The sequence below is a fragment of the Alteromonas pelagimontana genome (assembly GCF_002499975.2).
Lineage (GTDB): Bacteria > Pseudomonadota > Gammaproteobacteria > Enterobacterales > Alteromonadaceae > Alteromonas > Alteromonas pelagimontana.
Map to the genome: position 1 here is coordinate 3,779,425 of NZ_CP052766.1, position 23,856 is coordinate 3,803,280.

At 47.5% G+C, this 23,856-nt stretch carries 16 protein-coding genes; 7 read left to right on the plus strand and 9 right to left on the minus strand.

All coding sequences use genetic code 11. The features are described from left to right. Positions 1-440: 440 nt before the first annotated feature. The 6 genes from fucP to CA267_RS16710 are packed head-to-tail and all read right to left on the minus strand — an operon-like array spanning position 441 to position 6,743. Positions 441-1,733 carry an L-fucose:H+ symporter permease gene (gene fucP / locus CA267_RS16680; protein WP_075609735.1) on the minus strand — a complete coding sequence of 431 codons (1,293 nt, stop codon included), beginning with the start codon at positions 1,731-1,733 and terminating at the stop codon, positions 441-443. Continuing rightward, positions 1,730-2,584 (minus strand): fumarylacetoacetate hydrolase family protein, encoded by an 855-nt coding sequence (locus CA267_RS16685; protein ID WP_075609734.1) that lies wholly within the window; start codon positions 2,582-2,584, stop codon positions 1,730-1,732. The genes fucP and CA267_RS16685 overlap by 4 nt, the downstream gene beginning before the upstream one ends. A gap of 15 nt (positions 2,585-2,599) precedes the next feature. After that, a complete protein-coding gene (locus CA267_RS16690) occupies positions 2,600-3,328 on the minus strand; it encodes an SDR family oxidoreductase (protein WP_075609733.1) in 729 nt (242 codons plus the stop codon). A gap of 3 nt (positions 3,329-3,331) precedes the next feature. Then, positions 3,332-4,537: a UxaA family hydrolase gene (locus tag CA267_RS16695; protein WP_075609732.1), complete on the minus strand. Its 1,206-nt coding sequence runs from the start codon at positions 4,535-4,537 to the stop codon at positions 3,332-3,334. Further along, positions 4,515-5,648 (minus strand): amidohydrolase family protein, encoded by a 1,134-nt coding sequence (locus tag CA267_RS16705; RefSeq protein WP_408609424.1) that lies wholly within the window; start codon positions 5,646-5,648, stop codon positions 4,515-4,517. Before CA267_RS16705 ends, CA267_RS16695 begins: the two co-directional genes overlap by 23 nt. A gap of 15 nt (positions 5,649-5,663) precedes the next feature. Beyond that, the gene (locus CA267_RS16710; protein WP_170669082.1) at positions 5,664-6,743 is read right to left on the minus strand and encodes an aldo/keto reductase; all 1,080 of its coding nucleotides are present in this window, start codon (positions 6,741-6,743) and stop codon (positions 5,664-5,666) included. Between the two features lie 222 nt (positions 6,744-6,965). On the opposite strand from CA267_RS16710, the gene CA267_RS16715 reads away from it, so the two are divergent. The 7 genes from CA267_RS16715 to CA267_RS16745 all read left to right on the plus strand — a co-directional run bounded on the left by CA267_RS16715 (position 6,966) and on the right by CA267_RS16745 (position 19,928). Further along, the gene (locus tag CA267_RS16715) at positions 6,966-7,787 is read left to right on the plus strand and encodes an IclR family transcriptional regulator (RefSeq protein ID WP_083638483.1); all 822 of its coding nucleotides are present in this window, start codon (positions 6,966-6,968) and stop codon (positions 7,785-7,787) included. A 187-nt stretch (positions 7,788-7,974) separates the two neighbouring features. Further along, positions 7,975-10,383 (plus strand): glycoside hydrolase family 95 protein, encoded by a 2,409-nt coding sequence (locus tag CA267_RS16720; RefSeq protein WP_075609730.1) that lies wholly within the window; start codon positions 7,975-7,977, stop codon positions 10,381-10,383. A 109-nt stretch (positions 10,384-10,492) separates the two neighbouring features. After that, complete coding sequence (locus CA267_RS16725) at positions 10,493-13,309, plus strand: TonB-dependent receptor (RefSeq protein ID WP_083638481.1); 2,817 nt, start codon at positions 10,493-10,495, stop codon at positions 13,307-13,309. A gap of 58 nt (positions 13,310-13,367) precedes the next feature. After that, complete coding sequence (locus CA267_RS16730) at positions 13,368-13,688, plus strand: tryptophan 7-halogenase (RefSeq protein ID WP_075609729.1); 321 nt, start codon at positions 13,368-13,370, stop codon at positions 13,686-13,688. A gap of 142 nt (positions 13,689-13,830) precedes the next feature. Next, positions 13,831-15,567, plus strand: a complete 1,737-nt coding sequence (locus CA267_RS16735) for a DUF5597 domain-containing protein (protein ID WP_075609728.1) — start codon at positions 13,831-13,833, stop codon at positions 15,565-15,567. A gap of 41 nt (positions 15,568-15,608) precedes the next feature. Further along, entirely contained in the window at positions 15,609-18,542 is a 2,934-nt protein-coding gene (locus tag CA267_RS16740) for a TIM-barrel domain-containing protein (protein ID WP_232367568.1), read from the plus strand. Positions 18,543-18,656: 114 nt separating this feature from the next. Next, positions 18,657-19,928: a GDSL-type esterase/lipase family protein gene (locus CA267_RS16745; RefSeq protein ID WP_075609726.1), complete on the plus strand. Its 1,272-nt coding sequence runs from the start codon at positions 18,657-18,659 to the stop codon at positions 19,926-19,928. A 69-nt stretch (positions 19,929-19,997) separates the two neighbouring features. Here CA267_RS16745 and CA267_RS16750 read toward each other — a convergent pair whose 3' ends face one another. The 3 genes from CA267_RS16750 to CA267_RS16760 all read right to left on the minus strand — a co-directional run bounded on the left by CA267_RS16750 (position 19,998) and on the right by CA267_RS16760 (position 23,855). After that, positions 19,998-20,873 carry a dienelactone hydrolase family protein gene (locus CA267_RS16750; protein ID WP_075609725.1) on the minus strand — a complete coding sequence of 292 codons (876 nt, stop codon included), beginning with the start codon at positions 20,871-20,873 and terminating at the stop codon, positions 19,998-20,000. 343 nt (positions 20,874-21,216) lie between these two features. Continuing rightward, positions 21,217-22,128 carry a sugar phosphate isomerase/epimerase family protein gene (locus tag CA267_RS16755; RefSeq protein ID WP_075609724.1) on the minus strand — a complete coding sequence of 304 codons (912 nt, stop codon included), beginning with the start codon at positions 22,126-22,128 and terminating at the stop codon, positions 21,217-21,219. Then, positions 22,125-23,855, minus strand: a complete 1,731-nt coding sequence (locus CA267_RS16760; RefSeq protein WP_075609723.1) for a GMC oxidoreductase — start codon at positions 23,853-23,855, stop codon at positions 22,125-22,127. The genes CA267_RS16755 and CA267_RS16760 overlap by 4 nt, the downstream gene beginning before the upstream one ends. Position 23,856: the final 1 nt, after the last annotated feature.

A 23,856-nucleotide genomic window follows, 5' to 3' on the forward strand; every position in this document is an offset into this window, starting at 1 on the left:
TGCTATATATACCGTTTTTAGTTTTGGCGGTAACACGCTAAAACGTGCTACCGGTGGCAACGGTGAGGAAAAGTATAGACAGTTGTAAAATAAATGTGCAAACAATTGGTTAAAAATTAACATCGTCGGCGAGGACGTTCCTACTGGTGAGGAAATACCGGTAGCATACGCGCCCAAATCTCGCTCATCGCACCAACTGGAAATACGCCTGTTTACCTGCTGTGCCGCAACGTTATCTATGCTTACAGCCCAGCGATTGGTGGAGGCTTTTCGGATGAAATTTAAACTGTGACTTCACTGTGTGGAGGGGGTAGCGTTTTTCTGACTGCGGGTTTTACCACTTGCTGAATATGCATCAGCCGCACTTGCTTTGCCGCCAATCAAAGTAGCGTACGGCTTCTTTTTATCAGCAATAGCGATGTCTCACGCAGGGGGAGTTTTTATCTATGCGCAACAGACTTATTTTTATATCCAGATAAAGCAAACCAGGCTACTACTACGAAGCAAGCTGCCGGAACCGCAAATGCCGCAGATATGCCGGATAAATCTGACACCATTCCCATGACTGCAGTGAGAATGGCTCCGCCGATGATGGTCATAATAAGAAGAGATGAAGCCATCTTGCTGTGTTCCGCAGCCCCGGCAATACCCATGGCAAAAATGGTAGGGAACATAATCGACATTCCAAAACTGACGAGGACAAGCGCATAGGCTCCTGCTTTTCCTCCCACGAACATGGCAAAGCCACACAGTACAGTGTTCCCCAGAGCAAAGATGGCCATAAGCTTACGCCCTTCCATTTTCGACATTAACGCCGTGCCGACAAACCGGCCAATAATGAACAACACCAGCGAGATAGACAGCATATTAGCCGCAGCTTTTTCCGTCATTTCCGGCTGGTTTACCAGGGTATAGCGGATAAGAAAACTCCATACGCCCACTTGCGCGCCCACATAACAAAACTGCGCCAGTAAGGTAGCGCGGAAGTGAGGCTTTTGCATTAACGCTGCCATACCAGAGCGAAATCCGCCGAGACTAAAAGACGCTGGTGCTTCATTTACCTGCTTGGGGATTTTTAAAAATAAAAATAGTGCCGCCCACAACAGTATTGTGCAGCCAATAATCAAATAGGGGACCTGCAGCGTTAACGCCTCTTCGCGTAAGTAAGCTGCTTTTTCATCAAGGCTAAAAGCGGCGAGCTGCTGTTGGCTGTATTCAACACCGGTAAAAATAAAAGATTGCCCGACCAGCACGCCGGTAATAGAACCTAAAGGATTAAAAGACTGGGCAAAATTTAATCGTTGCTGGGCGGTTTCTGGTGGTCCTAGCTTTACAATAAATGGGTTGGCGCTTGCTTCAAGAAAAGCAAGTCCGCTGGCGATAACGAAAAGAGCAATAAGAAAAAAGGTGTATTCCTGATGCTCTGCTGCGGGCAAAAACAGCAGCGCTCCGCAGGCGTAAAGCAGAAGTCCGCCTACAATAGCTTGCTTATAGCCGAACTTCTGCATAATGATCGCAGCAGGAATGGCAAAGAAAAAGTAGCCAAGGTAGAACGCTGACTGCACCAAAGAGGATTCAAAATCAGATAAAACGAAAGCTTTTTTAAATTGCTGGATAAGAATGTCATTAAGGTTGTTAGCAAACCCCCACATGAAGAAAAGGCTGATTACCAGTACCAGACATGGACTCACTGTTGCAAAAGAAGCCTGTTTTCTTGTATTTTCGCCAATCATAGCGTTTCCTGATAATCCTTTACAACCTGGCGTTGCTGCCCTAATCCAGTGATTTGTAGCTCCACATTATCACCCGGTTGTAACCACACTGGCGGCTTCATACCTAGTCCTACCCCGGGCGGGGTGCCGGTGCTGATAACATCGCCAGGCTGTAAGCTCATAAACTGGCTTATGTAGCTTACTACATAAGCGGGTGGGAATATCATTGTGCGGGTGGAGCCATTCTGATACTGCTTGCCGTTTACCTGCAACGTCATATCCAGGTTGAGGACATCCTTAATTTCTTCTTTGGTTACCAGCCATGGACCCAGAGGGCCAAAGCTGTCGCAGCCTTTGCCTTTATCCCATTGGCCGCCGCGCTCCAACTGAAATTCTCTTTCGGAAATATCATTGCAAATGCAGTAACCAGCAATGGCCTTTTCTGCTTGTGCTTCATCGGCATAAGAAATGGATTCTCCGATCACAATCGCTAATTCCACTTCCCAATCAAGTTTGGTGCTATTTTTGGGGCGGATAATAGGATCATTCGGACCGCTGATGGCGCTGGTGGCTTTCATGAAAATAATGGGTTCCTGAGGAATATCTGCGCTGGTTTCTCTAGCATGATCTTCGTAATTTAACCCGATACAAATAAATTTCCCTACATTGCCAACACAAGGCCCCAAGCGTACATCAGCAGGAATTTCCGGTAGTGAATCTATATCAAGCTGTTGCAGCGCAGAAAGTGAATCCGCGCCCAGTGTGGCGCCCGCGACATCATTAATATGTTTGCTAAGATCCCGGTAAGCGCCTTTCGTATCTACAATCCCGGGCTTTTCTTTGCCCGCTTCTCCGTAGCGAATCAGTTTCATACATAGTCCTGTTAGTTAAATTGTCCAGCCGCCATCTACGACATGCACCTGCCCGGTAGTAAACGATGATTCGTCGCTTGCTAAATAAAGGGCTAGCTGAGCCACTTCAATCGGTTGACCCAATCTCCCCATCGGCTGGCGCTGAACGAAGGCTTTGCGACTGGCTTCATAATCGCCATTTGCCGCCATTCGCTGTTCAAGGGAGGGCGATTCAATGGTACCGGGGCATATAGCGTTAACCCGGATATTGTTTGCTACAAATTCGGCGGCCATTGCCTTGGTCATACCGATAACCGCAGCTTTACTTGCGCCATAAGAAAAACGGTTGCCAACGCCAGTAATACTGCTTGCAACGGAAGCCATATTAATAATGGAACCCGTCTTTTGAGCCAACATGCCGGGAATAAACGCCTGGCACAATCGATAAACAGAAGTGACGTTTAGTGCCAAGCAAGCCGCCCAGTCATCTTCTGAGCAATCCATTATCCCGCCGTTCTGAACGACGCCTGCGCAATTAAACAGTATATCCACATTTCCGATTTGCGCCTGTAGCTGGTGAATATTGTCCAGATCAGTGACGTCTAAATAATGATGCTCAGCGACTTGCGTCGTTTTAAGTAGCGGCATATTGACATCAGTAGCAATGACCTGAGCACCTTGTTGATGAAACAACTCAGCGCTCGCCCTGCCAATTCCCTGGGCCGCCGCGGTAATTAATACCTTTTTGTTTTTAAGTCTTAGCATAAGTTATCCGAAAGGTAGACACTGCGGGCCAATAGGCTCGAAGGTTTTGTAAGTAAGAATGAATTCCTGATGGCCGAGTGCTTCAGATTTCGTCGGTTCACCGTTAGCGACAGCCAGTACGGCGCGATAAATTTCATCGCCGATTTCATCAATGTTGGTATCTTCCTCCAGAATTCTGCCGGCGTTGATATCCATGTCTTCAGAAAGGCTGCGATAGGTCTCTGGGTTGGCGCAAACTTTTATCACCGGGGAAATGGCTGAGCCCACAACGGAGCCTCTGCCGGTGGTAAATAGAATGAGGTGTGCGCCGCAGGCAATCATTTCGACAATTTCGGCATTATCGGAAATATTGGGAAAGCCAAAGCGTGGCTCACCATCGGGTACCACATCCAGCAGGTAAAGCCCACCGCGGGGAGGGACATCGCCTGGCTTTATTATGCCGCTTATCTGGCTGCTGCCTGATTTACTGTATGCGCCCATACTTTTTTCTTCCTGAGTGGTTAGACCACCTTCTGCGTTGCCGGGCGCAAATGAGCCATAGCCCAGCACTTTGTAATAGTTACTGGCTTTGTCCACGGCAGCAGTAATAATGTTACCCAGTTCAGGAGTGGCAGCACGTTCAGCCATGATCTGCTCACAACCAATTAACTCTCCCGTTTCTTCAAAAATGCAGGTGGCTTGTTGCGCGACCAGTTTATCGAAAGATTTTCCCACTGCAGGGTTTGCTGTTATGCCACTGGTGCCGTCGGAACCGCCGCAAATCGTACCGATCACCAGCTCAGATACTGCCATAGGTTCGCGTTGCACAACGATGTGTTGTTGCAGGGCTTGTACTCTCATAATGCCGCTTTCAATCGCTGATCGAGTACCACCTTGTTGCTGAATCACCAATGTATCCACCGGACGGCCGGACCTGTGAGCCGCATCGTACAACGCTTCTCTGTTAAAGCCCTCGCACCCTAGCGACACCAGTAAAATAGCGCCAACATTGGGATGGCTGACAATACTTTGTAGCTGCTTTAAGGCGTAGTCATTCGGAAAGCAGCCAGGAAAGCCAATAAGATGGACGTCAGACTGGTCGGCTTTATCCACAATTTTGCGGGCCACATGGTGCGCACATTCCACCAGGTAACAAACTAACGTTATGTTTCTAATGCCTTTACGCCCGTCTGGACGTAAAAAGCCGCTAATCGCGGGAAGAGGTGTCATGGTTAACACTGCTCCTTGTATGGCTGGGAATGTAGTCGCTGCGCAAGTTGTTCAGATGCACATGCGCGCCTTGGGAAATATTCACTTTAGCGACGCCGATTGCCGCTCCATACTTGATAACTTTTTCCTCTTTCGCAATGGTGTGGCGGGCGAGTTTGTGGCCTACGGCGATATCGGTTTCAATGGCTATTTCAACACCGTCGATGGTCATCACATCTCCCTTAGCAAGATTTCTACGGGCGATTAGCACGTTGTCGCGTTCATGCAGAAGAATCAGTGGGTGAGGTGCACTGTCAGGAGCAGGGCGGGCGAGGTTGTAAATTCTATGGCAATTAAGTGCAAACACAGCTTCACATTGCTTCGACGTTAATCGTTGTTGACAAAACTCAATACAAAACGTCAGCCATTGGCAATAGTTGCTTCGCTGGGTAACTACGGGCCAATCACTTCCCCATAGGATCCGATCAGCACCGAAATACTGTAACAGTAGATCCAGAAATTGTGCAGCTCCCGCTTTATTAAACGGCTCAGCCGATTCAGAGGGCAGGCCGGACATTTTAACTACCACGTTGGGATATTCTGCCAATGTTGCCATTGCTTCCCTCCAATTTTCCTGCGGCGCATTGTCTACACTGGGTTTGGCACAGTGGTCAATAATGATGGTCATTAGCGGGTAGCGTTGCGCCAGCTTAATAACAGCAGGCAGGTGAGATGAGGTCACTAGTGCATCAAACGGAATTGCTTTGTCGCTGATAAACTGCAATACGGGGGCTAACGCCGGGTTAAGGATCCAGTTGACATCGCTAATGTCCTGCAACATGGGGCGCAGTCCCACCAGCTTTTTATTTTCTGCCAGCCGGGCGATACGTGCGATGGCATCCACAGCCGTAAAATCCGCCCATCCGACTACACCTAAAAATTGTTCAGGAAAATGTGAGGCTACGCCAAGCAGGTATTCAGTCTCAGCTTCAGTAGCAGCAGCTTGCACCAAAACACTGGCTGCGACTTGAGCTCGCTGCATTTCACTTAGTGCCTCAGAGGGGGTGAAGTCCCGATACAGTGCGCTTAAGCTCGGGGTTAGCCAATGATAGTCGCCCGGTGCAACTCCCAGATATGCAAATGGCTATCAATTATTTGCACAAAAAGCCTCCTGTAAGGAAAGATAATCTGCAGCTAAAAGATTCAGCTCCCGCAATGTTTCCCATACTTCAGTATCAATGTGCGTGTCGAAGTAGGCGAGATTTTGGCTGGCTTCTGTCAGAGAAGACATGCCGGGGACCACCGCGGTTATCACGGGGTGAGAAAGCACAAATTGCATTGCCAATGCGGCAAGAGGCACATTATATTCATCACAGACGGCAGCAAGGGCATTAACTTTTTGCACCACTTCAACAGGTGCAACCTGGTAATTGTAAAAAGGCGTTCTGCCGCTGCTTCCACTGGCTAATATGCCAGAATTGTAGATGCCACCAGCGTATACTTGAATCCCTCGCTGTTGGCACTGTGTGAGTAACGGCAATGAAGCAGTGTGCTCTAACAGGGAAAACCGGCCCGCCAGCAAAATACAATCCAGTGGAAATAATCCTAATAAGGTTTGACAAGCCTCAGTTTCGTTTGCACCCACGCCGATGGCACTAATATCACCTGTGGCTTTTAGTTCTTCCAGTGCAAGAAATCCACTTTGTTCCAACTGCTTCATGTATTGCTGATTGTCACTACCGTGGGTGTACTCGCCAATATCGTGGATCAGCAGAATATCGGGGTTGCGACCTAAACGCGCTATACTCCCCTCAAAGGAACGCATAATTCCCTCGTAGGAATAATCAAACTGGGCTGACATTGGGTCGCAGTTGATAAAGCCGTCACTGCTTTTTGATGTAAACCCTGAGGAGTCAGCCTCAAGCACTCTTCCGACTTTCGTCGAGATAACCGTTCGTTCGGGAAATTGGGAACAAGAGCGAAAGACACCGCCCAACCGTCTTTCTGATAAGCCAAAACCATAGAAAGGTGCCGTGTCGATAACATTACATCCGTTTTCTAACATCGTGTGAACAATGGAAAAGCATTCCTCGTCGGTCATCGCCTTGTATAGATTACCGAAAGGCGCGCCACCCACCCCTAAACGCAAGCGTTGTGGACGTCTTAAATACAGCGCCTCTTTATTCAAGGCGGTACTCATTGTCATAGTGGCATAGCCCCGCTTCATCCATTCTTTTATGTTTTGTATACAAATGTGTTTTTTAAATATAAAATTTATTCTCTGATATGTAAACGCATTGTTAGATCTAATTTCAGAAGTTAACATGGCTGAGCGGATAACCGCGTGCTGTGACGCTTCATGATACTAACAAAAATACTATTGAGTGCGTCCCGCACAAAGTTACGCCTTAGCATTTGATGATATGCAGAAAGGTTTGGAGATTGGTAAATGCCCAAAATAGAAAATCAGCCGCAGCAAGGTTTTAGCGATAAAGACCGGCGGGAGAGCGCCTCTTCCGAAAAAGCTTATACAGCGCCAGCGTTGGAAAAGGGCTTGGATATTATCGAATTACTTGCAGGCTCTGCGGAAGGCTTTAAATTAAAAGAAATGGCTAACCAGTTAGAAAAATCGGTTTCTGAAATATTCAGAATGGTGTGCGTGCTGGAACGAAGAGGATATATTCAGCTTGATGAAGAAACCGATAAGTACCGGTTATCACTCAAATTATTTGATGTAGCCCATGCTCACTCACCCATTAAGACTCTAACCGAAGTGGCTGTGGCTGAACTGGATTCGTTGACGAAAATTGTTGGGCAGTCATGCCATCTCTCGGTGCGTAATGGTATGCGCGCCGTTGTTGTCGCACAAAAAGACAGCCCCATGGATAAACTTATCACTATTCGGTTAGGGGCCTCGGCGTCTTTATTAAACTCCTGTTCGGGACATATCTTCATCGCCTTTACCAGTCGGAGCGATCATCCGGAAATATTTAAAGAAATTGAAAAGGAAATGTCACCGCAGGCGTTAAAAAGCTTGATTGACGTTGTAAAAAACCAAGGTTATGAACGTATGCTTAGCCGCCAGATTCAAGGCGTTGAAGATATCGGCTTTCCGATATTCGGGCGCGATAGAAAGTTGATTGCTTGTCTGGTGGTTCCTTACATTCATTATCTCGGTGGCTTAAATACGCTTGATATCAATACCACCATAGAAGAAGTTCGCAATTGTGCTCACCGTATCGCAATTAAACTTGGCGCTACGAACCAATAAGTCTTCTGAGGACGCCTCCGGTCCTCTTTTCACCTCTTTCTCCTTCACCGTTTCACCTCTACAGACTCATTGTTCCTTTCTGGTCACTTAATCTAGTTAAATATGAAAAATAGTTTGATATACAAAACATGCATGGCTATGATTTGTACAATCGATTTACATATATTTTACAAGGTGCTGTCTAACGATGTTTGGTTCCGCTTCTCTTTCACCCGTTGGTTACCGTGTGCGGCAGTTAAGCACCGCGGTGTTGTTGCTGTTACTCACAGTAACAGCAACAACCAGTGCAGCAGAAAGCTTATGGTATACAGCACCGGGAGCTGATTGGGAAAGCGAATCACTTCCTATTGGAAACGGCTTTTTAGGCGCGAGCGTGCTGGGCGGGGTGCAGCAGGAACGCATTGTTATCGCAGAAAAAACCCTGTGGACAGGGGGGCCGGGAAGCAAAGAAGGATATGTGACAGGTTTACCTAAAAATCCAGAACAATATGCCAAAGCGTTAGCCCAAATACAGAAGACATTGCTACGCACTGGTAAGATGGCGCCTGAGGCAGTTGCAGAAAAACTAGGTCATGAACCTGGCGGATACGGAAGCTATCAAAGGTTCGCCGATCTTATAGTGGATACTGATCACGAATTTTCTCAGATTAGCAATTACACCCGCACCCTGAATTTTGAAAGTGGAACCGCGACGGTTCAGTACGATTACCAAGGCGCCACCTATTACCGTGAATACTTTGTCAGCTACCCTGATCAGGCTTTGGCCGTGCGCCTGCACGCCAGCAAGCCAAAGCGAATGCAATTGGAAATTAGTTTGGATATTCCCGACAATCGTTCAGTAAATTGGGGCGGCAGTGAAAATCGCATCGCGGTGTCCGGAGCCTTGGCCGATAACAATCTGCAATATGTAGCCAATCTGGAGGTAGTCACCCATAACGGGAAGGTAAGTCGCCAACAAAACAAGATCATCGTCAGTGATGCAAGCGATGTCACAATGTTTTTTTTCGCAGCAACAAACTATGAGAATCATTATCCGGATTATCGTGGCGAGTCTGCTCAGCGCAACTTGAAAAACATTATTGCTTCTTTTTCTGGCGACTATGAAAAAGTCAAAAAACGGCATATTGAGGATCAGAGTGAATTATATCGTCGGGTGAATTTGGATCTAGATGCTGAAATACCCGATGTACCTACCGATACATTACTTGCCCGTTACCAGCACGGTAATGCCTCAGCAGAGAGCACACGCGCATTAGAAGCACTGTACTATCAATACGGCCGCTATCTGTTAATTGCCTCTTCAAGGCCGGGAAGTTTGCCAGCGAATCTGCAAGGCGTGTGGAACAAACACGAACATGCACCATGGAATTCCGACTACCATTTTAACATCAACCTGCAAATGAATTATTGGCTGGCAGATATGACTAATCTGTCTGAAACCAATATACCGCTGTTTGATTATGTAGAAAGTCTCATTCCACCGGGGCAAGAAGCCGCGAAAGCCATTATGGGCGCAAATGGCTGGACAGTATTTTTAAACAGCAATATCTGGGGGTTTAGCGGGACAATTGCCTGGCCTACGGCGTTTTGGCAGCCCGAGGCAGGAGCCTGGATTTCCCAGCATTTTTATCAGCATTACCTGTTTACGCAGGATAATAATTTTTTAAAGAATCGTGCGTGGCCCGTGATGCGTGAAGCCACCGCTTTTTGGCTGGATGCGCTAGTAAAAGATCCAAACAGCGATACCTGGGTCGTGGTTCCCTCTTTTTCTCCTGAGCATGGCACGTTCGCGGTAGCAGCCGCAATGTCTCAGCAAATTGTGTCAGATCTATTGCGCAATACGCTTACTGTTGCCGAGCAACTGAATGAGAAGACGTGGGTAGAAAAAATCACTCCCGTTCTCGATAAGCTTGAGCCCGGTCTTAAGATAGGAAAGTGGGGGCAGCTACAGGAATGGAGAAAAGACCTCGATGATAGAAAGTCGCATCATCGGCATATTTCCCAGCTTTACGCGCTGTACCCGGGCAATCAAATTTCACCGGCGCAAACTCCCGAATTAGCCGAGGCTGCAAAGGTTACGCTAAACGCAAGAGGGGACGGCGGTACCGGATGGAGTAAAGCGTGGAAAATAAATTTCTGGGCGCGGCTATTTGATGGCGATAGAGCGCACAAATTACTACAAGAGCAGCTAGCCCACAGTACACTAAAAAACCTCTGGGATAATCATCCTCCTTTTCAGATTGACGGCAACTTTGGCGCAACCGCTGGCATGACTGAAATGCTTTTACAAAGCCATCTCGACAACCTCCATTTTTTACCCGCGCTTCCTGCTTCCTGGCCGGCAGGGCAGGTGACCGGTTTGAAAGCGCGCGGCAATATCCTGGTGGATATGAGATGGCAAGATGCAAGGCTTCAGCAAGCGACCATAAGTAGCGTGAGTGACCAACAGATTACGCTTTATCACGGCGATATGCGCGACGGTTTTCAGGTTTTAGATAGTGCTGGAACGTTGATAAAAACAAAGCTACAGGGAAATACCACCACATTTTCAGCTCAAGGTGGAAAAAAGTACGTGGTTACCCCTCACGCACGTTAAGAAGGTTCGGCGACAACAGTGAAGTAGCGCCGAGTTTTGGAAAACACCGGGAGAAGTAGTAGCGGTACGCTCGGCAGTTTACATAAGATAAAACCAAGTGGGATTACACATGAACGAGAATAAAGAAAATTTATCGATGAACAGGCCTGGGTTTCGTCGTTCCAGACTCACGCTTTGCATCGTCAGTGCGCTGGGAATGCTGATGCCGCTAACACTTAATGCCCAGGAAACTGCTGCAGAAGACGAGGACCAGGAAGTTGAAGTGATAGAAGTTTCTGGCTTACGGTCCAGTTTGGCCTCTGCCGTCAGTCGAAAGCAGTTTTCCGGGCAAATAGTCGATTCTATTATTGCTGATGACATCGGCAAGCTGCCTGATCTTAACGTGGCCGAGGCGCTGCAACGGATTTCCGGGGTGCAGATTTCCAGGAACCGGGGCGAGGGCAGCGATGTCGCGATCCGGGGTTTAACGCAGGTACGTACTGAGCTAAACGGGCGCGATATCTTTTCCACCACCGGGGGACGATCGCTTAGCTTTGAAGATGTCCCCTCCGAACTGCTTTCGGGGGTAGACGTTTATAAAAACCCATCGGCTGAACAAATTGAAGGTGGGATCGGGGGCCTGATTAACCTGCGAACGCGCAAGCCTTTCGATTCAGATGAGAGGTTAATTAGCGCCACGGCGCAAGCCATTCAATATGATTTAAGAGATGATGTGGGTGCCAATTTATCAGGGCTCTATTCTGATCGCTGGGACACAGATTCTGGCGAGTTCGGCTTTTTGATCAATGCCTCTTTCAGCAAAACCAAATTCCGCGAAGATGCCGTTATTGTCGAACCTTTCTATACCCGCACCGATATTCCCGGTTATGAAGGTGAAGAAGTCGAAGTTGCTTCAGGCGGCGGTATCTCCGCCTGGCTCGGCGAGCGTGAACGGAAAGGTCTGGCGATGGCAGCACAATGGGCACCTAACTCAAATCTGATGATTTACTCACAGTATCTTCTGTCAAAGTATGAATTTTATGATCCGCAAACTACTATGTTTGGTTACGGTGCGGGAGAGGGCGGAACATTAGATGCTGTGGCGGGGGAGTTCAGTTTTGACGAGCAGGGCAATCTGCTCACCGGAGCTTACAACAATATACCATTGGAAACCGCTACCCGAGATGCTACCCGTAACTCAGAAACCTCAGATCTTTCTATTGGATTTGAGTGGCAAGTTTCTGGTCAGTTGGGGGTTAAGGCCGATCTGCAATATATTGATTCGTCCACTGATTATCGAGATGCTACAGGATTCGGGGGGCTAAAGGCCGGTTCAACCTTTTACATGGATCTTACCCAAGAGATCCCGCGCTATGAAGTAAGAAATACGGCTACAGACGCGGCTGATTTTTTAACTAATCCGGATAATTATAGTTACACCGCCATGATGGCAAGATCTGCCGAGAACACAGGTGATGAACTTGCCGCCCGTACTGACCTTACCTGGGATTTTGACCAGGGTACTATTTTCAGAACATTTACTACCGGCGCCAGATACACTACCAAAGATATTAACACTGCGGACTCAGGCTATGATTGGGCTGCAGTGTCCGGTCCTCCCTATGATGGCACCGATGAAGCAACTGCTGATTACATCGAATTCCCCGCTTATTATGCACAAGATCCTCACCAAACATCATTTTGGCGAGATGATGGTGCACAGAATCCTTTTGGTCCGCACTTTGTGGTTGACCCTAATTTACTGGCAAATCCAGAAGAAGCGCTGGCAATATTGGCAGGGTTAAACCCACAATCGGGTGCTGTGCCAGGCTTTACCGATAGAAACGAATTGAACTCCCAGGGCGAAGAGACAATGGCAATTTATGCAATGGTCGATTTCGGCTCAGTTGATGATGATTTCTATGTCGGAAATTTTGGTGTGAGAGTCGTGAAAACGGACGTTACTGCTGAAGGTACGCAGACTTTAACCTATCGTTCCGCAGAAGATACCTCTACGGATATTCAACAGCAAAGTGCAATTACCATTGAGCAAAGTTATACCGAAGTGTTACCTAGCTTTAATATTCGCTTTTTACTTACGGAACAACTGTATTGGCGACTGGCGGCTTCGAGGGGTTTATCTCGCCCCTCGTTCGATTCGCTTGCAGCTAACTTTTCTTACATTGAAAATTATATAGATGACGACGGCGATCCATCAACACCTCCGGTTTACCGCGATAGCACCGGGACCGGCGGCAATCCGAATCTTAAGCCACTGACTGTTGACCAGTTTGATATGGCACTTGAATGGTACTTTAGCCCAGGCGACTTAGCCTATGCAACATTGTTTCATAAGAAGGTGAAGAACTTCCAACAAAATGGGGTATATGATGCACCATTAGAAGTTCCAGGAAAAGGCACGCAGCAGTTCGAGGTTACTGCTCCGGTTAACGGGGAAAGCGGAACCATTAGAGGTTTTGAAGTCGGGATTCAGACATTTTTTGATTTCGTGCCAGCGCCCTTTGATGGCTTCGGAGTCCAAGCCAATTATACATATGTTGATAGTGAAGCACCGAGTCCTTCCGCAACAGACAGTAACGGCAATCCGCTTCTTGTGCCGCTGGAAGGGCTATCAAAAAGCAGCTATAACTTGATACTGTTGTACGACAAAGATGATTTATCTGCACGCGTAGCTTACAACTGGCGAGACGATTGGGTCATTACAACTTCTGGGAATGGCACGGGCAATTTGCCGATCTACAACAAGGATTATGGCCAACTGGATGCGTCGGTCTCCTACGATTTTACTGACAATCTGTCCGTAACTCTCGATGCGGTTAATCTTACCGATGAGACGCGGGAAACTTATCAGGGGTTTGAAAACAGGCCTCGGGATTTTGTTTTGAACGACCGCCGGTACAGTCTGCGTTTACGTATGTCTTTTTGATTAAATTGGGGCCTGGGCCATTTATGCACTTGTCCAGGCCGTTTACTGGATAGACAACATGCAGCAGGATAATTTTCTTCGTCACTTTGTCATTATTGGTGGCGGAACCGCAGGCTGGATGGCTGCGGCGGCATTGAATCGTGTGCTCAAACAGCATCCGTGTCAGGTGACCGGGGTTGAATCATCCAAAATCGCTACGGCGGGAGCAGGGGAGGCGAGTATTCCCCTTATTCGACTGTTTAAGCGACTGTTGGACATAGACAAAAAGGAATTTTTGCGCGCCATTAAACGCACTTTTATGTTAGGTATCGAGTTTATCAACTGGCGCAAAGAACAGCACAACTACTTTCATCCTTTTGGGATTTGGCGCCGACATTGATGCTGTACCTTTTCATCAACATTGGCGAAAGCGCATGATACATCGTATAGCCAGCGCTTTTCTTGTGCAAGTTCGCTAGCAATATGACAAGAACCATCTTTAGTTCCTAAGCACCGGCTTTTAAGTTAAAGGATTAGACACAATGAAATTAGCACCACGATTATCACTGTATTTTGCCATTGTGGTGATTACGTCTGTTACCAGCCTTGCGGGCTGTAGTCATTCTGCAGCGGGGGCGAAAACGGCATTCCGTTCAGGGAATAATGATGCGTCTTTGCCGCGAGTGCAAAGTGAAAACGGCAGGCACCGGTTTATTGTTGATAATAAGCCGTTTCTTATTTTAGGGGCGCAAACCAACAATTCAGCAAATTATTCGGCTGCTCTGGCGGACGTGTGGCCGGTGGTTGAGAAAATGCAAGCCAATACCTTAAGTATTCCTGTTGCATGGGAACAAATCGAACCGCAAGAAGGGCAGTTTGATTTCAGTTTTCTGGACACCTTAATTGCCGAGGCAGCAGCACATAATGTAAGGCTGAATCTATTATGGTTTGCCACCTGGAAAAATAATGCGCCCCATTACGCACCTTCCTGGGTAAAGCTGGATAACCAGCGCTTTCCCAGAGTCATCACGAAAGACGGAAAAATGCTTAACTCGTTGTCTCCGCTAGGAAAGGAAACATTGGCAGCAGATAAGCGTGCATTTATGCAATTGATGAGCTACTTAAGAGATAACGATCCCGCTCATCGTGTAATTATGGTGCAGGTAGAAAACGAAGTCGGCACCTATGGCAGCAAAAGAGATTTCTCCGCCATGGCGAATACTCAGTTTAATGCGCAAGTCCCTGCAAAGCTTCGCGAGGCGATGAACCTACCTGCCGGTTCCTGGCAACAGGTTTTCCAAGAGGATGCCGACGAATTTTTCCACGCCTGGCATATCGCTACCTACGTGGAAGAAATTGCTCAGGCCGGCAAACAAATTAAAAACTTACCTATGAACGTCAATGTCGCGCTGCGCAATCCCTTTACGCCAGGTGATGGCTATTCCATGGGCGGTCCCACAGACAACGTTATCGACTTATGGAAAATCGCTGCGCCCAGTATTGATATGATATCTCCTGATATTTATTTTCGCGATTTTAAAACCGTTGCGCGAGTGCTCGAACTTTATTCACGGCCAGACAATCCTCTGTTTGTCGCAGAGATTGGTAACGCTGAAGGTTACGCCCGCTACTTTTTTCAAACTCTCGGTGAGCAGGGAATAGGTTTCGCGCCCTTCGGTATGGATTATACCGACTACGCCAATTTTCCTCTGGGAGCTAAAGCGGTCAACGATGAGGTCATTAACGCTTTTGCTGAGAATTACCGGTTATTCGCTCCAATGGCAGAGGCCTGGGCGGCGCTGAGTTATAAACATCCGGTATGGGGTTTTGCTGAACCCGATTCAGAGAAAAGTGAGGATGTGTGGAACGCCAAAGGTTCTGGCGATGACACGGCTTCCGATAATGAAAAAGACAAGGAAGGAGCGCGTTTCACACAAACCGCCGATTTGGGTAAGTGGAACGCGGAAGTGACCTATGGCCGGGAAATGTTTTGGATAAATCCTCCCACCGGCAACGATCCTGCCTCTGGTGGCGCTGCCATCATAAAGCTGTCAGAGAATGAGTTTTTAGTGACGGCGTTTCGCGCGCGAGTCACCTTTGTGCCTTCTGATGAATTGAAGGGAACGCCGACTATGATTGAGCGGGTGGAAGAGGGGCATTTTGAGGGGCAGAAGTGGGTGTTTGAACGGGTCTGGAACGGCGATCAGACCGATTGGGGACTAAACTTTACCTCTCGTCCACATGTGTTGAAGGTCAAGATGGCTACCTATCGAAGATAGCTGGCGAAAATTTTAAGCGTAGGAAAATAATGGAGAACTATGTGAAGTCATCATTGCGATTATTCGGTGCCGCCGCGTTTACGCTATCGGCTGTTATAACGTTGTCTGGGTGCCAACCGAATCAGGTTAATAGCGCGCAGGCTGCCGAGACTAAAAATGCAGCTGCCCGTTATCAGGAAACGGCAAACGGCGTAATTGTACAACCCTCTTCAGGGGAAGCAAAACTGGTAAGGGTTGAAGTCTACCGGAATAATATTTTTCGGGTTACCAATTTACCCCACGATAATCTTGAAGCGATTGCAGAAAGTATTCAGGTCACTGCCAAACCTCAGGGCGAATTCAGCATTTCGCAGCAAGGTGAGAAGGTGACACTTACTACGTCTGGTGGCTATGCCACCGTGGATGTGAACAGCGGCAATGTTGCCGTTTTCAATAATCGCAATGAGCAGTTGCTGACAGAAGTAGATAGCGGCACTTTCGGGCCGGTTACCGCTGATCCGGTAACGCCTGAAAAGGACAGTTTTTCTCTGCGTCAACAGTGGAATAAAAATACTGACGAAGCGTTTTACGGGCTTGGTCAGCATCAAAACGGTGAGGTAAATTTCGCCGGTGATAATCTGGAAATGACCACCTACAATTTGGAAATTACCATTCCTCTGGTGGTGTCCAGCCGTAACTATGGCGTGTTGTGGGATAACGCTTCAGTCACTCATTTTGGCAACCCTGAAGGTGCCGTGCCTCTGCCGGAGAACCTGAAGCTTTATGATGCGCAAGGTAAGCCCGGCGGATTAACAGCCAAATATTTCGACGGTGATAAATTACTGCTGACCCGGGTAGAGGCCGAACCTGATTATCAGTTTTTAGCCAATAACAGTACCCGTGAACATCCTTTTCCTGATGAGTTAGGAAACGTTACAGCGCCAAGAGTGGAATGGTCAGGAAGTATTGAATCTGACACTTCAGGTAACCATTTTTTTAGAATGTACAACAGTGGCTACGCCCAACTGTGGTTAGGCGGTGAAAAGGTACTGGACCGCTGGCGAATGAACTGGAATCCCTGGTATCACGACGTTCGCTATGAAATGACCGCAGGTAAAAAGACGGATATTCGTATTAATTGGGATTCAGAAGGTGGATATATCCGTTTAAAACACGCGCCGCCGCTTGCTCATGCTGACCAGTATTCGCTGTCGTTTGCTTCGGAATCAGGAAAAGCAATTGATTATTATGTCGTTATTGCAGAAGACTACGATGGTGTGATTCAGGGATACCGTGCCCTTACCGGCAAGGCAGTTATGTTGCCAAAATGGGCTTATGGATTCTGGCAAAGCCGGGAAAGATATCAAAACCAGCAGGAACTTGTCGACGTGGTGAAGGAGTATCGCAAGCGAAAAATTCCGCTGGATAACATTGTACTGGATTGGTCCTACTGGCCTGAAGATAAATGGGGCAGTCATGAGTTTGATAAGGAGCACTTTCCTGATCCGAAAAAAATGGTGGAGCAAATTCATGATTTAGACGCGCAAATTATGATATCGGTGTGGCCCAAGTTCTACCCTAATACCAAAAATTACCAAGAGCTTGCAGCCAAAGGTTATATGTTAAGCAAAAATGTCGATAACGAGAAAAACCTCGACTGGATTGGCAAAGGTTATCTCAATGGCTTCTACGACCCGTACCCGGAAGAATCACAGCAAATCTTCTGGCGACAAATTGAGGAAAATCTGAACGTGCTTGGTATCGACGCATGGTGGCTGGATGCCTCTGAGCCCGATATTCACTCGAACCTGTCTTTCACGAAGCGTAAGGAAATAATGACGCCGCTTTCCGTTGGCTCGGGCACAGAATATTTCAATTCTTACGCGCTACCTAATGCCGAAGGGGTTTATAAAGGTGAACGTAAAGATGATCCTGAGAAGCGATCGTTTATCCTTACCCGTAGCGGCTTTGGCGGCATTCAGCGTACCGGGGCAGCAATCTGGAGTGGCGATACCGTTCCCCGCTGGTCAAATTTGCGCGAGCAGATAGCCGCAGGCATCAGTACTGGTTTATCGGGTATGCCGAACTGGACAATGGATATCGGCGGCTTTACGCCAGAAAATAAATACCGCAATACCAGCAACGGTTTCGTGGGGCACTTTTCTGGTCTTGAGCCTGAAGACATTCAGCCTTGGCAGGAACTGAATGTGCGCTGGTTCCAGTTTGGCGCCTTTGTGCCTTTATTTCGTTCTCACGGACAAAACCCTTACCGCGAAATTTATAATATTGCCGATGAAGGTTCCAAAGCGTACGACTCCATGGTCTATTACACCAAACTTCGTTACCGCCTGATGCCTTATATCTACAGCGAGGCAGGTAAACAGTATCATCAGGACGATACACTGATGCGCGGCTTAATAATGGATTTTCCTGAAGATAAATCGGTGCGCGATATCAACAATCAGTATATGTTTGGCCCGGCGTTTTTGGTCAATCCAGTGGATAAAGAAGGTGCCACTGCTCGTGAGGTTTATTTACCTGAAGGTACTAAATGGTACGACTTTTATACCGGTAAATCTTTTGATGGCGGACAGACCGTTTCGGCTGACGCCCCACTTGAACGGATGCCATTGTTCGTCCGCGCTGGCTCAATAGTGCCTACTGGCCCGGCAATACAGACAGTTTATGAAAAACCCGATGCCCCAATACTGTTGACTATCTATGCCGGTGCCGATGGAAACTATAGCTTCTATGAGGATGATGGTAAGAGCTACGACTACGAAAAAGGCGAATTCAGCTTCACGCCCATTCGTTATGACGACAGCAACAAGCGCCTTGTCATTGGTGCCAGACAGGGGCAATTTCCTGAACAGAATAAAACGCGGAAGTTCAGAGTGCGCCTGATTCGGGGAGAACAACAGGACGCCGCCAATTTGGACGTGAAACCTGAGCATTCAATTTCCTATAAGGGTGAGGAAGTTATCGTTCAACTGTAAACGTGTATAACCTGAAGGCGGCGTTCATATAACGCCGCTACTTTTGTTTAATTTGGAGAATAACGAGTGATAAGAACGATGTCTTATTCGTTTCGTTCTACAGGAATGTGTTGTGTGCTGCTTTTCGCACTGGCTGCCTGTTCCGGAAACAGTGGAAGAAGCGCAGTACAGCAAGCCGGCGAAAGTATCGTGTTATATAACAACGATACACCACAATCATGGCAGCTTTACGTTCGCAACCATGAGCAGGACATGCCGGTGAAGCATTCCGCTAACGTCGGAAACGGGATGGTAAAGCTGGACACGGTAAAAACCGACGACCGTGGTCAGGCGTTGGCGTTAGATTTTCAGGAAAGCTGGTCTTCCGGACTTTATTTTTTAGGTGAAGGAGTCAATTTGCAGCCATTTGTTGCCAACGGAATACTGGAATTTGATATGCAGGTAGAGGCAATAGACAGAGGAATTGTCAGCGTAAGTGCTAATTGCACGCCATACTGCCATCGTCATTTTCGGTTAAGGGAATGGGCCCAGGAAAACGTAGGAAGCGGTTGGCACCATCTGGCAATCCCGGTACGTTGTCTGGTTGATCCCACAGCCGACTTATCGGCAGTTAAACGGGGATTCAATCTGGAGACCGGCGGCAATGGCAAACTTAAAGTCGCAAATATAGCGTATCGGCGATCGGGTACTGCTAATGTCGATTGCAAAAGTGATGAACAGTTAGCGTTAACACCGGCTCCTTTAAATGAATACTGGTCGACGGATTGGTGGATGCCGCGTCATGAAGAGAAGCTTGCCCAGGCAAAAGAGCAAGACATTGAGGTTGTGATGCTGGGTGACTCGATCACGCAAGGCTGGGAAAATGGTGGTAAAACTGTATGGTCTTCCCATTTTGGCGACATTTCTACACTGAATCTGGGATTTGGCGGAGATCGCACAGAAAACGTGCTGTGGCGCTTACAACATGGTGCGTTAGATAATGTATCGCCTGAGCTGGTGGTGATAATGATTGGTACCAACAACACCGGGCATCGGCTGGACAGTCCTCAGGCAATAAGTCAGGGGGTTGCAGCAATTGTTGATAAAGTGAAAAAAGCGACGCCTGATGCTAAGGTGCTGTTACTCGCAATTTTTCCCCGTAGTGCAGAGGCAGCCGACGAGCTACGGCAAAATAATGAACAAACCAATGCACTATTAAAACAGCTTGCGAAAGAAAAGGGGGTTATGTTTGATAATTTTAACAAGCAGTTTCTTACTGCAAATGGCGAGCTAACCACCACGATTATGCCGGATTTACTGCATCCTGAGGAAGAAGGCTACGAAATATGGGCCAGGCAACTGGAGCCCTATATTGATAAATACGTGAGAAACGACACGTCGCAGTAGATATAGCGGAAGGTAAAACCGGGAACCCACATTGTGCGTTCCCGGTTTTCTTTTACGACATGTAGAAGGCTATAGCGCCCGTTGAAATAAAGCTAACATTCGCTTCCACGCCTTTTCAGCCTGTTCTTCATTGTAGGCTTGTGAATCTGGCGGCGTCCAGCCATGTAAAGTACCCTCATAAACCTCAATTTCTGCAGGAATATTGGCTTTCTTATAAGCCTCTACAAGCATAGGTTTCATATCGGGATGCTTTTCATTATCGTTTTCTGCGATTGCGTGAAGCACTTGTGCATCAGTGCCGGGAATGGTCAGGTGCGGGCTATTCGGCTCATCAGTTGCCAAACCGCCGCCGTGAAATGTGGCTATTGCGCCAATCCGATTGGGCATTGCTGCGGCAGCAAACATGGCGAACGGACCACTCATGCAGTAGCCCATTACGGCACCCTGACGGGATTTATCTACCTGCTTTTGTTTATCCAGAAATCTGAAAAAAGCTTGTGTATCCGAAACCACTGCATCGGCTGTGAGCTTTTCGCGCATAGGGCTAAGAATCTCCCATGCAGCATCAGAGGGGAAAGTGACATTTTCTGGTAGCGCCAGGCCTTTGGTATCGCGGTAAAAAGGATTAACCACCAGTACGCCATAGCCTTGTGCTGCCAAACGCCTTCCCATTATGTCAAAAGCTGGTCTACGCCCCTTAATATCCGGCCACATGACAACTGCTGGGTGCTTACCACTGGCAGGAGCAATGTAAAGACAATCGGCCTCACCGTCGCGGGTGGTCACAGTTACCTGTTGTTCGGTGACATCAGCGGCACCAATGGCAAACTGAGGAAAGGCGGCGACAATACCGCTGGCTGCCATCATTTTGCCGAAGTTGCGTCGGTTCAGCTTGTTCAAGCTCAGAAATTTTTCAATATCTTTTTCCGTTTGACTATCACACATAGCAGGTTTCCATTGAATATAATTGTTAGGAATTCATTGTAGTAGGTTAGCAGGAGGATGTGGAAAATTAACCCGCTTTTATCCACTTTTACCGAACGACGAATGGCTAAATAACCCGACTCGGGATAGGAATTGTCGTATAGACTTTAAACATCCTTTTATATCAGGATGTAAGATATAGCTGTCGATTGTTCTTAAGCTAATATTGAGCGGCGCGGCTTATCCTGAGTTGAGGTTAAATATTTAAAACTTAAGGCATGACGGGCGGGGAAGAGTAATGGTCTTTTACGCAAGTGGTAAAACCACCCGTAGCAGACGGTGAGTGTCAGCTACGGGTAGCGGATTAACGGGCGCTTTTTATGATTCCATCAAAGCCAGCTTTCGATTGCGTCAGCGCTTCCATAGGAGAAAGTCCATTAGGATATTCTTCCTGTTCGATAACAATCCACTTCGCACCACCATCAGTGATGGTAGCGGTATACACGGCTTTCCAGTCGATATTGTCTTTTCCAATAATCGGCACGTACTGGCTATCTTCCGCTACGTCTGACTTAAAGTGTGTGGTGAGCGTGCGCCCAGGGTAATGCTTTACAAACGCGATAGGATCTTCGCCGGCATCTATTGTCCAGCCCACATCCTGCTGAAGGATCACTGACTTCGGCGTATTCTCCGCCAGATATTCCAAATAGCTGGCATCGCCGTAATCCTGCCACTCTTGAGCGTGGTTGTGAAAACCCACTCGCATGTCCAATGGCTTAAGTTTTTCGGCAAGGGCAGAAAGGTCTTCAGCAACCGCTTTCACATCGTCGCCATTAAATGCGCGGTCGTCCCAAGGAATGATAAGCCATGATGCGCCCAGCTTTTTATAGAAGTCAGTGGTATTGTCAAAGTTATTTTTTAACTGATCGATACCCACGTGGGCACCACTGGCTTGTAAACCGATAGACGCTAAATAGTCTTTTAACCCTTCTGGATCCTCAGCATAAGGGCCAAAATCGCCGGCAAATTCCACACCATCAAACCCTAAGTTGGCAATCTGTTCCAACGTACCTTTAAAGTCCGCTTTAAGAGAGTCTTTGACCGAGTAAAGTTGAACGCTTACTTGCGGGGCTTGCGCTGACGTTGCTTCAGCCGCGCCCTCTGGCTGCTTTGGCTGTTGGGTTTGCGGCTCGCTGCATCCGCCAATGGCAAACAACACAACGGAAATGCCCACGGCGGAGAGTAACTTGCGCTTAAACTGATAGATGGTGTTCATGATAGTCTTCCTGCTTTAACTTCCTTGGCTGCGTAATCGACGGCTCTGGCAGTAATTGCCATAAAGGTAAGTGAAGGATTGCCTACCCCTGACGAACAAAAGCTGGAACCGTCGGTGACGAATAAATTAGGTACATCATGGGATTGGTTATACCCATTAACAATAGAATTTTTTGGATCCCGGCCCATTCTGGCGGTGCCAACTTCGTGAATGGCCAATCCAGGCGGTTGCCCTAAAAGTTGTTGTTTAATATTGGTAAAGCCAGCTTTTTTCATCATATCGCTGCCCACTTCCAACGCGCTGTTCATCATTGCATTTTCATTATCCGACCATTGGCAGTGAATATGCAATTGCGGAATTCCCCATTTGTCTTTTTTGGTGGCGTGCAGCGATACCTGATTATCACGGTTAGGCAACATTTCTCCCTGAGCCTGTAGCCCCATGCCCCAGCTTCCCGGGTTGTGAAGCATGTTTTTAAAGGACACACCAAAACCATCGGCATTAGCCATATATTGCCAATCGCTTCTTGATGCGCTGCCCGCAAACGCATAGCCTCGCTTGAACGCTTTGTGATATTTCGAAGGCTCATAATGAAAATTTGGCACATATAAAGACGCAGGACGTCTTCCTACGTAGTATTCATCCTCGTAACCATCAATATTCGCAGTTACCAGTGCGTTGTAGTTATGGTCCATCAAATACTGTCCAAGTACGCCGGAGCTATTGGCAATACCGTTGGGAAAACGTTTGGAACGACTGTTCAGCATAATTTGTGTAGTGCCAAGTGTCGATGCGCACATAAATACAATTTTACCGAAGTATTCCCGCTCTTTAAGGGTGTCGTTATCAATAACGCGCACACCTTTTACGCGATTAGTCGCTTCATCATAAATTAAGCTTTCTACTACGCTATTGGGCGCGATGTGCAGGTTACCGGTAAGAGCGGCAGCAGGCAAAGTAGCGCTTTGTGTGGAAAAATAGGCGCCGAAGGAACAGCCTTTTTGGCATTCGTTTCTTGCCATACAGCGCATACGACCTAAATCAACCTGCACTTGTTGAGGTTCGGTAAGATGCGCGCAGCGGCTTATAATCACCGGTTTATCCGGCACTTCCTGCTTCATTTTTTCAGCGAAATATTTTTCAGGCGCAGTCATCTCAAACGCGGGCTGAAAGACACTATCAGGAAGCTGTGGCAGGTTCTCTTTGGAACCACTAATGCCTACAAAGCGCTCAACATACTCATACCAAGGCGCAAGGTCTTTATAACGAATAGGCCAATCATTCCCGTGTCCGTCACGTGAATTGGCAAGAAAATCAAATTCACTCATTCGATAGGACTGACGGTGCCACAACATGGATTTACCGCCTAACTGATTGGCGCGTATCCAACTAAACTCAGTTCCTTCGCTTGTGGAATAGGGGTAATCTTTGTCGTTACCAAAAAATTGCTTGGTACCATCGTTAAATGCGTAACACTGCTTCTGAATTTTATATTGCTCTTCGGCAAGTTCACGGTCGACTTTGGTTCGGTTAGGGTATTCCCAGGGCGGCTTCCCTTCGGTGATGTAGTCTTTTCTATGAGTCACCACTCGACCGCGTTCAATCATCAGGGTTTTAAAACCCTTTTCACATAATTCTTTCGCCGCCCAGCCGCCAGTGATGCCTGAGCCAATGACAATAGCATCGAAATTTTCATTCGATTGTTCGATATAGGTTTCTTTTTTCATG

Excerpts from the sequence above, each read along its gene's own strand:
- CA267_RS16710 (WP_170669082.1), bottom strand. The coding sequence starts at position 6,743 with ATGAAGCGGGGCTATGCCACTATGACAATGAGTACCGCCTTGAATAAA.
- CA267_RS16735 (WP_075609728.1), top strand. The coding sequence starts at position 13,831 with ATGAAATTAGCACCACGATTATCACTGTATTTTGCCATTGTGGTGATT.
- CA267_RS16730 (WP_075609729.1), top strand. The coding sequence starts at position 13,368 with ATGCAGCAGGATAATTTTCTTCGTCACTTTGTCATTATTGGTGGCGGA.
- CA267_RS16690 (WP_075609733.1), bottom strand. The coding sequence starts at position 3,328 with ATGCTAAGACTTAAAAACAAAAAGGTATTAATTACCGCGGCGGCCCAG.
- CA267_RS16755 (WP_075609724.1), bottom strand. The coding sequence starts at position 22,128 with ATGAACACCATCTATCAGTTTAAGCGCAAGTTACTCTCCGCCGTGGGC.
- CA267_RS16685 (WP_075609734.1), bottom strand. The coding sequence starts at position 2,584 with ATGAAACTGATTCGCTACGGAGAAGCGGGCAAAGAAAAGCCCGGGATT.
- CA267_RS16695 (WP_075609732.1), bottom strand. The coding sequence starts at position 4,537 with ATGACACCTCTTCCCGCGATTAGCGGCTTTTTACGTCCAGACGGGCGT.
- CA267_RS16720 (WP_075609730.1), top strand. The coding sequence starts at position 7,975 with ATGTTTGGTTCCGCTTCTCTTTCACCCGTTGGTTACCGTGTGCGGCAG.
- CA267_RS16725 (WP_083638481.1), top strand. The coding sequence starts at position 10,493 with ATGAACGAGAATAAAGAAAATTTATCGATGAACAGGCCTGGGTTTCGT.
- CA267_RS16715 (WP_083638483.1), top strand. The coding sequence starts at position 6,966 with ATGCCCAAAATAGAAAATCAGCCGCAGCAAGGTTTTAGCGATAAAGAC.
- CA267_RS16750 (WP_075609725.1), bottom strand. The coding sequence starts at position 20,873 with ATGTGTGATAGTCAAACGGAAAAAGATATTGAAAAATTTCTGAGCTTG.
- CA267_RS16760 (WP_075609723.1), bottom strand. The coding sequence starts at position 23,855 with ATGAAAAAAGAAACCTATATCGAACAATCGAATGAAAATTTCGATGCT.
- fucP (WP_075609735.1), bottom strand. The coding sequence starts at position 1,733 with ATGATTGGCGAAAATACAAGAAAACAGGCTTCTTTTGCAACAGTGAGT.